This is a genomic window from Arthrobacter sp. TB 26 (assembly GCF_000427315.1).
Classification (GTDB): Bacteria; Actinomycetota; Actinomycetes; order Actinomycetales; family Micrococcaceae; genus Arthrobacter.
The window spans coordinates 1-12,873 of sequence record NZ_AUPJ01000070.1; the positions used below are offsets into that span (position 1 = coordinate 1).

At 66.2% G+C, this 12,873-nt stretch carries 9 protein-coding genes; 2 read left to right on the top strand and 7 right to left on the bottom strand.

All coding sequences use genetic code 11. The features are described 5' to 3' along the window. The 3 genes from hpaE to K789_RS0101450 form a co-directional block, all read right to left on the bottom strand. The coding region (hpaE, locus tag K789_RS0101440; RefSeq protein WP_024365188.1) for a 5-carboxymethyl-2-hydroxymuconate semialdehyde dehydrogenase at nucleotides 1–1,512 on the bottom strand (1,512 nt) is incomplete at its 3' end. Between the two features lie 55 nt (nucleotides 1,513–1,567). Then, nucleotides 1,568–2,269 carry a GntR family transcriptional regulator gene (locus K789_RS0101445; protein WP_024365189.1) on the bottom strand — a complete coding sequence of 234 codons (702 nt, stop codon included), beginning with the start codon at nucleotides 2,267–2,269 and terminating at the stop codon, nucleotides 1,568–1,570. After that, nucleotides 2,262–3,740 carry a fumarylacetoacetate hydrolase family protein gene (locus tag K789_RS0101450; RefSeq protein ID WP_024365190.1) on the bottom strand — a complete coding sequence of 493 codons (1,479 nt, stop codon included), beginning with the start codon at nucleotides 3,738–3,740 and terminating at the stop codon, nucleotides 2,262–2,264. The genes K789_RS0101445 and K789_RS0101450 overlap by 8 nt, the downstream gene beginning before the upstream one ends. Nucleotides 3,741–3,980: 240 nt before the next feature. On the opposite strand from K789_RS0101450, the gene K789_RS0101455 reads away from it, so the two are divergent. Further along, nucleotides 3,981–5,909: an FAD-binding monooxygenase gene (locus tag K789_RS0101455; RefSeq protein WP_024365191.1), complete on the top strand. Its 1,929-nt coding sequence runs from the start codon at nucleotides 3,981–3,983 to the stop codon at nucleotides 5,907–5,909. 152 nt (nucleotides 5,910–6,061) lie between these two features. On the opposite strand, the gene K789_RS0101460 is transcribed toward K789_RS0101455, so the two are convergent. The 3 genes from K789_RS0101460 to K789_RS25895 form a co-directional block, all read right to left on the bottom strand. Further along, nucleotides 6,062–6,919, bottom strand: coding sequence for a prephenate dehydratase (locus K789_RS0101460; protein WP_024365192.1), 858 nt, complete (start codon nucleotides 6,917–6,919; stop codon nucleotides 6,062–6,064). 76 nt (nucleotides 6,920–6,995) lie between these two features. After that, nucleotides 6,996–10,487: a DEAD/DEAH box helicase gene (locus K789_RS0101465; protein ID WP_024365193.1), complete on the bottom strand. Its 3,492-nt coding sequence runs from the start codon at nucleotides 10,485–10,487 to the stop codon at nucleotides 6,996–6,998. Between the two features lie 98 nt (nucleotides 10,488–10,585). After that, nucleotides 10,586–10,822 carry a hypothetical protein gene (locus tag K789_RS25895; protein ID WP_237739472.1) on the bottom strand — a complete coding sequence of 79 codons (237 nt, stop codon included), beginning with the start codon at nucleotides 10,820–10,822 and terminating at the stop codon, nucleotides 10,586–10,588. A 796-nt stretch (nucleotides 10,823–11,618) separates the two neighbouring features. Between K789_RS25895 and K789_RS0101475 the strand changes: the two genes are divergently transcribed. Continuing rightward, nucleotides 11,619–12,491, top strand: a complete 873-nt coding sequence (locus K789_RS0101475; protein ID WP_024365195.1) for a hypothetical protein — start codon at nucleotides 11,619–11,621, stop codon at nucleotides 12,489–12,491. Between the two features lie 20 nt (nucleotides 12,492–12,511). Here the strand turns inward: K789_RS0101475 and K789_RS0101480 are convergent. Then, nucleotides 12,512–12,873, bottom strand: a 362-nt coding sequence (locus K789_RS0101480; protein ID WP_024365196.1) for a hypothetical protein, incomplete at its 5' end; no start/stop codon positions are given.

Here is a 12,873-nt window from a genome sequence, read left to right on the forward strand (position 1 = left end):
GGCGCCGAATTTGGGGGTGTGGACGGGGCCGAGGGTGATGTGGACGGCTTGCTGGTCGGTGTAGAAGTCGATGGAGCGGTAGCCGCCTTCGTGGCCGAGTCCGGAGGCTTTGACGCCGCCGAAGGGGGTGCGGAGGTCGCGGACGTTGTGGCTGTTGAGCCAGACCATGCCGGCTTCGACGTTTTGGGAGAAGTTGTGCGCGCGGGTCAGGTTCTGGGTCCAGATGTAGGCCGCGAGCCCGTACCTGGTGTTGTTCGCGAGGGCGAGGGCTTCGTCGTCGGTGTCGAACGGGGTGATGGCGACGACGGGGCCGAAGATTTCCTCCTGGAAGATCCGGGCGTCCGGGGCGACGTCGGCGAAGACTGTGGGGGCGATGTAGTTGCCGGTCGGAAACCCCTCCGGGCGGCCGCCGCCGGCGAGCAGCCGGCCTTCGGTTTTGCCGATTTCCACGTAGGAGGCGACCTTGGCGTAGTGCTCGGGGTGGACCAGGGCGCCGACCTCGGTCTTGGGGTCGTGCGGGTCGCCGACCACGATGTTCTTCGCCCGGGCGGCGTACTTCCCGCAGAATTCGTCATAGATGCCGCGTTCCACCAGGATGCGGGAGCCGGCGGTGCAGCGTTCCCCGTTGAGGGAGAAGACCCCGAACAGCGTGGAGTCGATCGCGGCGTCGAGGTCGGCGTCGGCGAAGATGACCGCCGGGCTCTTGCCGCCGAGCTCCATGGAGAGGCCTTTGAGGTTCGCCGCGGCGTTGCGGAAGATCGTCTGGCCGGTGGTGGTTTCGCCGGTGAAGGAGATCAGCGGGACGTCGGGGTGCTTCACGAGCGCGTCGCCGGCTTCCTCGCCGAGGCCGTTGACGAGGTTGAAGACGCCGTCGGGGAGGCCGGCGTCCTTGAAGATCTGCGCCCACAGCGAGGCGGAGAGCGGGGTGAATTCGGCCGGTTTGAGCACCACGCAGTTGCCGGTGGCCAGGGCCGGGGCGAGTTTCCAGGATTCCAGCATGAACGGGGTGTTCCACGGGGTGATGAGCCCGGCGACGCCGATCGGCTTGCGGTTGACGTAGTTGATCTGGGCGCCGGGGACCTTCATGGCGTCGTCGAACTGGGCCACGATCAGGTCGGCGAAGAAGCGGAAGTTCTCCGCCGCGCGCAGCGCCTGGCCTTTGGCCTGGGTGATGGGCAGGCCCGTGTCGAAGGTCTCCAGCTGCGCGAGGCGTGTCTCCTGGGCCTCGACGGCGTCGGCGATCCGGTTCAGGATGCGGGCGCGTTCCCGGGGCTTCATCTTCGGCCACGGCCCGGTTGTGAAGGCCTTCCGGGCGGCGGCGACGGCGAGGTCGATGTCCTCTTTCTGGCCGGCGGCCGCGGTGGCGTAGTTGGTGTTGGACACCGGGTCCAGGACATCAAAGGTTTTGCCGCTGACGGAATCGACGAATTCGCCGTCGATGTAGTGCTGGATGTGGGTGGGAAGGTCCTGCGGAACGTAGTGGGTTGTGGTTTCTTCGGCAGTGAAGGTCATTGTTTTCCTGTCTGGTAGTGCAACGCGGGGTCACCTACGGCCCACGCAGGGCCGATTAATGGGCGTTATGTGACCCCGCGTTGTTTTGGGCGAGGTAGGCGTCCAAGGTGGCGGAGCGGTGGAGGCGGGCGGCCTTTTCGATCTCGTCGGCGTCGGCGGCGGCCTCGATGAGCCGGAGCAGTGCCTCGTGTTCGTCCACCGATTCGTGGGCGCGGCGGGGGACAAAGCGGAACGTGGAGGACCGGAGGGACGCCAGCCGGTTCCAGCCGCGGTGGACCAGGTCCAGGATGTGGGGGTTGGGGCAGTGCTCGAACAGGATGCTGTGGAAGTCCTGGTTCAGCCGGGTGAACCGGACGGGGTCGAAGTGCTGCAGGCAGGCGCGCATTTCGGCGTTGACGGCGCGGGCCCGGGCGATGTCCGGCCCGCCGATCAGGGGAGCAGAAAGGGCCGTGGCGGCACCTTCCACGATACTGAGGGTCTGCATCGTGTAGAGGTACTCCGTGGGATCGATGCCGGAAACGGTGGCGCCGACGTTCCGCTCAAACTTCACCAGCCCTTCGGCTTCGAGCCGGCGGATGGCTTCGCGGACCGGCACCACACTGACGCCCAGGTCCTCGGCGATCTTGGCCAGCACCAGCCGGTAGCCGGGGGAGTAGGAGCCGTCCACGATCCTGGCCTTGACAGCCGCGTAGGCCTGCTCGGACTTGCTGGCGGTCTGCGTGGCGGTGCGGGTGCCTGCCGCGGCGGTGTCAGTCATTGGCTTTGCCTGCTTCCCAGTTCTCGTAGCGGGTCCGCCATTCCGGGTTCAACGGGTAGAGGCCGTCCACGCTGTGGCCCTGCTGGACCATCTCGGCAATGAAGACCTCCTCGCGTTCCTGGGCGATGGAATCGTCCGCGAGTTCCTCGGCCAGCGCCGGCGGGATCACCAGGATGCCGTCCGCATCGGCCACGATGATGTCCCCGGGCTGCACGGTGGTGCCACCGCACGCGATCGTGATGTCGGTGTCCCACGGGATGTGCCGGCGGCCAAGGACTGCGGGGTGCGGGTTGGCGTAGTAAGTGGGCATGTCCATCGCGGCCACCGCGGAGAAGTCGCGGACTCCGCCGTCGGTGATGACGGCGGCGGCGCCGCGGACCTGGGCGCGGAGGGCCAGGATGTCGCCGATGGTGCCGGTGCCCTTTTCGCCGCGGGCCTCCATCACCAGGATTTCGCCCTCGTTGACCGAGTCGATGGCCTTCTTCTGGGCGTTGAACCCTCCGCCGTGGGTCTTGAAGAGGTCCTCGCGGTTGGGCACATAGCGCAGGGTCCGGGCCAGGCCCACAATCCGCCTGTCCGGACGGGTGGAGGTGAGGCCGTCGATGCTGACGTTGTTCAGGCCGCGTTTGCGCAGCTGCGAGGACAAGGTTGCCGTGCAGACGCTTTCGAGCTTGGCCTTCAGCTCCGGGCTTAGCGCCGGTCCGACGGCGGCCTCTGCTGCGGCAAGTCCGGCAGCTTCGCGGGAGCCGTAGGCTTCCTCCCGCTGGAGGTCATCGGTCCTGGGCTGCGCGCCAAAGTCCGCGAACGGCGTCGTGCCCTCCTCCACCCGGGTGACAAGCCGGCCGGTGGAGAAGCCACCATCGATGACGCTGACTTCGACCTCGACGACGTCGCCCGGCTTGGCCACCGAGGCCCCGGCGGGGGTGCCGGTCAGGATGATGTCGCCCTCCTCGAGGGTCAGCAGCTGCGAGAGATCAGCGACCAGGCGGGCGAACGGGAAGAGCAGGTCCCCGGTGGTGTCGTCCTGGACCAGGCCGCCGTTGTGCCAGGTGCGGATCCGCAACATGGCGGGGTCCACGGCGTCCGCGGCAATCAGTCCTGGGCCCACCGGCGTGAAGCCGTCGCCGCCCTTGGACCGGAGGTTGGAGCCTTTGTCCGCGTAGCGGAGGTCGTAGACCCCGAGGTCGTTGCTGGCCGTCACCCACTCGACGTGGTTCCAGGCGTCCGCCACGCCAACCCGCCGGGCCGGCTTGCCGATGATCAGGGCGATCTCGCCTTCGTAACCGAGGAGTTCGCAGCCGGCCGGGCGTTCCACCGTTGAGCCGCTGAGCGCCAAGGAGGAGGATGGCTTCAGGAAATACGATGGCTGCTCGGGTGTCCGGCCGCGCTGCGCTGCCCGGCTGGGGTAGTTGATGTGGACCGCAATGACCTTGCGCGCGGCGGCCAGGAGGTGGTCGGTGACCTGTTCCAAGAATTACTCCTCATCGAGTACGAAATCGTATACGAAAACTATTGCCCAGGAAGCGTGGGACGTCAACCCCTTGTCGGCGGGCATTTTTGGGGCACTTGTAACCCACGTCATATCTGCCGTACAGTTTTGACTGAAGATACGAGTTCTATTATCGAACGTCTAGTTCTAATATCGAACACCCAGCCGGCGGCGACAGCCCGCCACACCACGAAGTGCCACACAGCGAAGTGAGGAAAGCCCGTGCAGTTCCACCACCACGGATACGTATCCGGTGACCCGCGAGTCCAGCCGGCCGCCGGTGTCGGCATCGATCGGCCCGCAGAACTTCCTGACGAGGTCGACGTGCTCATTGTGGGGACCGGGCCAGCGGGCGTTGTGACCGCCGCGCAGTTGTCCCAGTTCCCGGGCATCACCACCCGGATCGTGGAGCGCCGCGGCGGGCGGCTCCCCATCGGCCAGGCCGACGGCATCCAGGCCCGGAGCGTCGAGACCTTCCAGGCCTTCGGCTTCGCCGAGCGGATCATCGCCGAGGCGTACCGCATCACCGAGATGGCCTTCTGGAAGCCGGACCCCGCGGACCCGTCCCGGATCGTCCGGGCCGCCCGCGCCGTCGACGACACGACGGGCATCAGCGAGTTCCCGCACCTCATCGTCAACCAGGCCCGCGTCCTGGATTACTTCGGCGAGTTCATGGCGAACTCGCCCACCCGCATGTCGCCTGACTACGGCCTGGAGTTCCGGAGCCTCGAGGTCGCCGAGGAGGGCGAATATCCCGTCACGGTCACCCTCGTCCACACTGTTGGCCCCGACGAGGGCCGGGAGCGCATTGTCCGGGCGAAGTACGTCGTCGGCGCGGATGGCGCCAGGAGCAAGGTCCGGGACTCGATCGGCTGCACCCTCGCGGGCGACCAGGCCAACCACGCCTGGGGCGTCATGGATATCCTCGCCGTCACGGACTTCCCGGACATCCGCACGAAGTGCGCGATCCAGTCCGGCACCGGCGGCAGCATCCTGCTGATCCCGCGCGAGGGCGGCTACCTCTTCCGCATGTATGTCGACCTCGGCGAAGTCGACGAGAACGACAAAGGCGCCGTGCGCAGCACCACCATCGAGCAGATCATCGCCCAGGCGAACGAGATCCTCCACCCCTATACCCTGGACGTCCGCAACGTTGCCTGGCACAGCGTGTACGAGGTCGCCCACCGTCTCACCGACCGGTTCGACGACGTCCTGCCGGACCAGCTCGGCACGCGCACGCCGCGTGTCTTCATCACCGGCGACGCGTGCCACACGCACAGCGCCAAGGCCGGCCAGGGCATGAACGTTTCCATGCAGGACGGCTTCAACCTGGGCTGGAAGCTCGGGCACGTCCTCGAGGGCCGCAGCCCGGAGAGCCTGCTGTCCACGTATTCGGCCGAGCGCCAGGTCATCGCGAAGAACCTCATTGACTTCGACAAAGAATGGTCGACCCTCATGGCGAAGAAGCCCGAGGAATTCAACAGCCCCTCCGAGCTCGAGGACTTCTACGTGAGCACCGCCGAGTTCCCCGCCGGGTTCATGACCCAGTACGCCCCCTCCATGCTCATCGCTGAGTCCGCCCACCACCAGGACCTGGCCACCGGTTTCACGATCGGCAAGCGCTTCAAATCCGCGTCCGTTGTGCGGGTCTGCGACACCAACCCGATGCACCTTGGCCACCACGCCACGGCGGACGGGCGGTGGCGCATCTACGTCTTTGCTGACGCTGCAGCGGCTCACACGGGAACGGCGTCGGCCGTTGCCGACTTCGCCGACTGGATCGCGACCGCGCCGGACTCCCCGCTCGCCGCCACCCCCAAGGGGGCCGACAGCGACGCATGGTTCGACGTGAAGGTGATCTACCAGCAGGACCACACGGGCATCGACATCGGTGCGGTCCCCCCCGCGTTCAAGCCGCAGGTGGGGCCGTTCCAGCTCACGGACTACGAGAAGGTCTACGCCACCGATCCGACGGCGGACATCTTCGAGCTGCGCGGCCTCGACCGCGGCGGCGTCGTTGTGGTGGTGCGCCCGGACCAGTACGTGGCCAACGTCCTGCCGCTGACGGCGACGGCGGAGCTCGGCGCGTTCTTCGCGCCCCTCCTGCGGGCAGGCAACCGCGCCCCTGAATTCCAGGATCACGCGGGCTAAGCGGCGGTTCGGGCACCCCTGCGCGCTGCGGGAAACGTCCCATGACACGGCAAAGGCTGAGCGCTGCGGGTATACCCGCAGCGCTCAGCCTTTTGCGCGTCGCCAGCCCGGATCCGTAGCGGATTCATAAGTGTTCGACGCCGGCGGGGACCTCAGCTTGCGGCTGCTTGCGCGGTCCGGTAGTCCGCGGCGGCATAGACGCCCAAAATGCGCACTTCCGTGGTGAAGAAGTCCAGCTCCTCGAGGGCCAGGCGGACGGGCAGGTCCTCGGGGTGCCCTTCGACGTCGGCCATGAACATGGTGGCAGCAAACTCGTCGCCCACCATGTAGCTTTCCAGCCTCGTCATGTTGACGCCGTTCGTGGCAAATCCGCCAAGCGCCTTGAAGAGGGCCGAGGGAACGTTCCGGACCCGGAACAGCAAGCTGGTGACAGCCGCTCCCGGCAGTGCCTCCCGGGACGGCAGTTCCTTTTCCGGCGCCAGGACCACGAACCGCGTGGTGTTGGACGGGTCATCTTCCACCCGCGAAGCCAGCACCTGCAAGCCGTAGATCCGGGCAGCGAGCGGGGGAGCGAGGGACAGCTTGGTCGGATCGTTCCACTCCCGCACTTCACGGGCAGAACCAGCGGTATCCCCGGCAATCACAGGCTTCAGGCCGGCGCTGCGAATCAATTTGCGGCACTGGCCCAGGGCATGGATATGGCTGTGGACCTCAGTGGCCCCCTCGATGGTGCTGCCGGGGATGCCCAACAGGTCAAAATGAATCGGAAGAAAGTACTCGCCCACTATCTGCAGACGGGACAGCGGCAGCAGGACGTGGATGTCAGCCACCCGGCCGGCGATCGAGTTCTCAATAGGAATCATGGCCAGGGCAGCCTCGCCGCCGGATACCAGTTCTAAGGCATCCTCGAAGCTGGCGCACGGGACGCTTTCCAGTTCGGGAAACATCTGCGCGCACGCAATGTTGGAATTGGCGCCGGGCTCACCCTGGTACGCAATCTTCTGGACCATGGTCGGTATGGTGTCATGCCGGAGCCTAGGTGCCCAAACGGCTCGCGTTCAGCGTCACAGGAAAGACCGAAACGCGTCAGTCGTTGAACAGCCCGGCCAGGTCCTCCGCCGTGAGCGCCCCGCCGGAGAGCGCGTCGCCTTCCATGACGTCGGCGAACAGCTGGGACTTCCGGGCCTTGAGCGCCATGACCTTTTCCTCGATGGTGTCCTTGGCGACGAGCCGGTACACCATGACGTTGCGGGCCTGCCCGATCCGGTGGGTGCGGTCCACGGCCTGCGCTTCCGAGGCCGGGTTCCACCACGGGTCCAGCAGGAATACGTAGTCCGCCTCGGTCAGGTTCAGGCCGAAGCCGCCTGCCTTGAGGCTGATCAGGAACACCGGGGCGGCGCCGTTTTTGAACTCATTGACGACGTCGGTGCGGTTGCGGGTGCTGCCGTCGAGGTAGCAGAACTCAATGTTCTCCTCGACGAGCCGTTCGCGGACCTTGCCCAGGAACCCCGTGAACTGGCTGAAAATGAGGGCGCGGTGCCCTTCGGCCACCAGGTCTTCCAGCTGTTCGAAGAGCACATCGAGCTTGCTGGACCGGACCCCGGAGAGCGAGGGATCGATCAGCGAGGGATCCAGGCTAAGCTGCCGCAGCAGCGTGAGGGACTGGAAAATGGTGAAGCGGTTCTTGTTGACGTCGTCGATCAGGCCGAGGATCTTCTGCCGTTCCCGCTGCAGGTGGGTCTGGTAGACCTTTTGGTGCCGCGGGTTGAGCACGACCTCGAGGATCTGCTCCTGTTTCGGCGGAAGGTCGTGGATGACCTGTTCCTTGGTGCGCCGCATCATCAGCGGACGGACCCGACGCCGGAGCTTGTCCAGCTGCGCCTTGTCGCCGTTCTTTTCGACCGGCTTCTGGTAGTGCTCGGCGAACCGTTTCGGGCTGGAGAAGAGCCCCGGCGCGACAATCGAGGTGAGCGCCCAGAACTCCATCAGGTTGTTCTCCAGCGGGGTGCCGGTGATCGCGAGTTTGAAAACCGCCGGAAGTTTCCGGGCGCACTGGTAGGCCTTGGACTGGTGGTTCTTGACGAACTGGGCCTCGTCCAGGACCAGTCCGGACCATTCCTTGGAGGCGTAGGCCTCGTAGTCGATCCGGAACAGGGCGTAGGAGGTGATGACGATGTCCGCGGCGGCCATCGCCGAAACGGGGTCCGAGCCGCTCTTGGCGAAGGTTTCGCTGATGGCGTGCACCGTGAGGCCCGGCGCGAACCGCGCGGTCTCGGCCTCCCAGTTGCCCACGACACTCGTGGGGGCCACCACCAAGAAAGGCGCGGCACCGGGAGCAGCGCCGGCAGGCGCCGTGGCGGGAGACGTGGCGGCGCCGTCGCCGTCGGCTGCAGGCTTTCCGGCCGCGTCCTTGGCGGCGCAGATCAGCGCCAGCGCCTGCACGGTCTTGCCCAGGCCCATGTCATCGGCCAGTACCCCGCCGAGCCCGTGGCGGTAGAGGAAGCTGAGCCAGTTGAATCCCTCCAGCTGGTACGGGCGAAGCTCGGCGTTGAGGGTTGCCGGCAACGGCAGGCCCTTCACGCCGCCTTCCAGCAGCCCGCCGACAGCCTCGCGCCAGGCCGCGGCCTGCTGGTCCACAATGCCGAGTTGCGCCAGTTCGTCCCAGAGCCCGGCCTGGAAACGGCTGATCTGCAGCGGGGCGTCCTTGTTGTCCTGCAGTTCCCGGGCCTCTTCAATCAGGGCCCGGAGCTGGTGGAGTTCGGGCAGGTCCAGGGAGAAATAGGCCCCGCTGGGGAGCAGCATCTTGGTCTGGCCGGCCGCCAGGGCCGAAAAAACGGCCGCGAAGGACACCGGCTGGCCCTCCAGGGAAATCTGGATGCCCAGGTCGAACCAGTCCCGCTGCTCGGTGGCCTTGGTGGAGATGGACACGACCGGCGCCTCTTCGGCCTCCCGGTAGTCGGCGATCTCGCCGGCGGTGTCCACCGAAACGCCGGGGACCTCGCGGAGGCCTGGGAGCAGCTCCTCGGTGAACGCCAGGGTGTCCAGGCCGCTGAGTTCCGCCGAGGCTGCGAGCCGCGGCGTTCCCCAGCCGCCCGTGGCCGACTCGCCAAGGGCCGGAACCACGTCCCACGGCTGCCCGACGGCCTCCAGGATGCGGGCCTCTGCGGGGTCGTCGCGGTAGCCGTGATCGCCGGGGTGGCGCCACAGCGGCTGGGCCGTGACGAGCTTGCCGGACTTGTAATGCCATTCCCAGTGCAGCCGGACCCGGTGGTCGGCGCCGTAGTTGGCCAGCAGCGACAGGGTGGGTACGGCCAGCTGGGGCAGCTCCACGGACTCGTCGGAGGCTGTGACCCGGGCGCTCTGCTTGAGCTTGGGATAGAAGCCGGTCAGGAAACGGCTCTCGTCCCGGGCCGGAATGTGCAGCGTGGTTCCGGCCGTGACGAAGGTCAGGAGTTCCTCGCTGAGGCCGCCTTCAAGCGGGGCGAGCGTAATGACGGAGTCCGTCGGTGCGACTCCGGGCAGTGCCTCCGGACCGGAGGTCAGGAAGATCCCGTGGGCAGGGCGTCCGATGGTCCCGACGGATGCCGGATCGACCACCTCCCCCTCAACGGTGATGGTGGGGGCGAGCGACAATCCGCCGTCGTCCGTGCCGCCGGCTGCCGGCAGCACGGTGCCGGAGTCGTCCCCCCCGGCGGGGACCGGTGCGGCGCCGAAGCGGGCCAGGTTGAGCCCGACGGATGCCGGCTGCTCAACGAACCGCACGGGTTCCGTGCCCCGGCTGTGGACGAGGGCGACGCCGATCTTTCGGGCCTGGGCCAGGAGGCTCCACAGGTTCTTGCCGGCGTAGGTGTTCAGCCCCAGCCACAGCCCCGTCCCCGCGTGCTGACGGTTCGCCAGGGCGGTGTGTGATGCGAGGAACTCCTGCATCCACTCGACATGGGCCTCGTTGCACTCGCGCCGGTAGCTCAGGTAGCTCAGGGTGTTCCAGGAGACGTCGCCGCGGATCCATTTTCCCTTGGCGCCCATGATCACAGGACGCGCCTTCAGCTGGCGGACGCTGCGCAGCGGGTCCCGGCGCCCGGTGTAGGAGAAGTGCGGGGCGGGTTCTTCAATCTCAAACTGGAGTGCCAGCGGGATGCCATTGGTGGATTGCGTGATGCCCGGCAGGGCAATCAGCGGGCTGAGCGCCTGTTCCCAGTCCGCCACTTCAAGCACCTGGGCCGGCCGGGACAGCCGGCTGACATCGGCGGGGGCCAGCAGCTGGACACGGATCGCAGGGTTGTCCTCGGCCGCGAACAACAGGGCGGCAACATGCTTGCAGTCCTTCCGGACCGGGCAGCTGCACACACCCACGGTGCAGCTCCAGCCGCCCGCCTTCCGGACCAGCTTCGCCGTCGTCGAATACGGCACATCGGAGCCGCCGCGCACCTTCCCGAGCATGAGTCCGGTGGCGGCGTCGAAGGAAATACCGGAAACACGGCTTCCCATGGCGTAAGCAAGACCGGCCGCAAGGGAGCGGTCGTTGATCGCGGGAGTCTGTATTGCCAGTGCCGCACTCTCGTCCGGATGGGATGGCATGTGCGCACTACTTTCAGCAGTTGGTCATCTGATCCATCTTAGCGAGCCTGGCGGGACTCCCCGAACCCATTGGCCGAGGGGGCACAGTGCGTGCTTGGCTACTGGACCATGACCGGTGCCGGGCGCGTTGTGTCGAAGAGGCGCGCGGCCAGCCGGAGCAGGTGTGCAGGCGCATCTGCGTCGTCGCCGTTGCTTCCGTGTCCGAGGAACACAACCGTGCCGCGGACGGTCTCCTCGAGATGTAGGCCTGCTTCGCGGATCAGCACTTCAGCCCGGGCGTTCAGGGGCAGGGGGATGAAGTCTGCCTCGTCGTTCAGATAGACGTGCCAGTCCATCCAACTGATTGCTCCGACGCTTCCGTCAACAAGGGCCTGGCGTGTGGCCAGAGACGTGTCGATCTCTTCGACGCGAATGGGGTGGCTATGGCGGGCCGGGATAACCAGAGCGGTACAAGTCTGACGCATGACTGGGTCTTTCTGTGTCTGAACGATCGACAATTTCCACGGGCTTGAAACGCGGTCCAGCGAGGAATCACCCGGTGCCCGGTGAGAGCTTTATGAAACGCACGGTATCGTTCGCTTGGTGTGCAGTGAGCCGTTTAGCACGAATTTGGACTGACGCCATTAATGGTTGCGGGCAGCCGATCCACGGCTGCGGTGTCTCGCGTCCGGCTGCCCGCAGTACTTTCAACACATTGGGCCCGCAGCCTGGTGCATCAGGGCCGAAGTGTCACCTCTGGCTTTTGCGCGGCTTTGCGAACAGAATTTCGCTGGTTTCGCTTTTTGCCTTTTTTTCGGCTCTCTTTTCGAGGATCGACTTTCCCGTTTTCTTGGCATTGGTATTTCTGGGAGACTTTCCTGACAATGGAATCACGCCTTTCTAAACGCTTTCTACCCATCACCATACCTACTTATATCTTAAATGCCAGTCCACGGGTTTAGAGCAGATTATGGACCGCGCTGGGACGCAAAAGAGCCCGAAATTCTTCCGTCCGAACGAGGGCATAACTTGACGGCCAGGGACACCCAAACTTCGCCGGACGTTCAGCTCCGGCTCAACCGCAGCGCTGGGGGTGCCACGTACCGTGAAAGGGAACGGAGCGTCACCCGCCTTAAGCAGTGAGGATTTTCCATGAGCAACGGCCTTTCCACCACCCTGCCCGCCACCGGTTACGCCACGGTCCTGCCGCGGGCGGTCATCAACGGCAGCGACGCGGACGTAGTTGACGCGAACGTGGACGTGGTCAATGCCATGTATGCGGAGTTGCTCGACGTCGAGGAAATCGCACCGAACGCCCTGCGCAGTTACTACGTCGACTTCTACCTGACGCAGTCGCTGGGCGGCGGGTTCGCCCAGTACGTCTTTACCGCACCCGAACGCCAGGACATCGACGCCTACATCCGGGCCGGGCTCGCAAGCATGGGGGCCGCCGCCCACCTGGACCTCTTCAACCGCACCGCGGCTGCCTTCGACTCCCTCTCCGAGGAGGAAGCCGACGCGTATCTTGACGGGGACGCGGATCTGGACGGCGACACGGACGGCGGCGTCCCGGACGCGGTCGGACGCCTGGAAGAGCTCGACGGCGAGTTCGAAACCCTGCTGGAGACCGAGGACATCATCGCGCTCAACGCCGCGTGGCTCCGGGGCCAGGCAGATCTCCTGGTCCTGGACGGGGAGGAACTTGACCGCCACATCGCCGAGCGTGTCTCCCGGATCCCGAACCTGGCGGAGCGCCAGGCCGAGGCCGCCGAAGACGAACTGCTCGACACGCCCGAATTCGAGATGATCATCCGCGAGCTCTGTGACGTGGCCGGCCACACCCTCCTGAAGATCACCATGGGCGACCCCAACTACGACCACGACGGCCAGACCACCCTGGCCTGGCATTTCACCACGGACCAGGGCGAGTTCCTCATGCTGGACGATGACCGCGAAGCGGTCATGATCCACCCGGAGACCAAGGAGATTGTGGCCGCCGTCGAGTTCGAGGCCGAGGACGACTGAGCCCGAAGGCCTGCGATCCGTCAGTACCCGGGGGTGCCGGTGATCATGTCACCGGAGGGGGCCACGAGGTACCAGACGCTGCCCACGCCCTGGCCCCGGATATCCCCGGCTGCCGCATCCTTGGCGAAGGAGTACACGGGCATCCCGTTGACGGTCAGCTGCTTCTTGCCCTCCGGGGTGGTGATGGTGCCCACGGTGCCGGTGACGCCGTCGACCGTTGGCTTGTCAGCGGCGGCGAGGACCGGAGGCCAGGCGGCGATGCAGCCCCCGGTGCAGGTGCTCGTCCCGGAGTCTTTGACGTCCTTCGTGTAGTAGTACACGCTCATGCCCTTGCCGTCGACCACGATCCTGCCCGCGGTGGAATCCGCGACCTTAAGGTCCG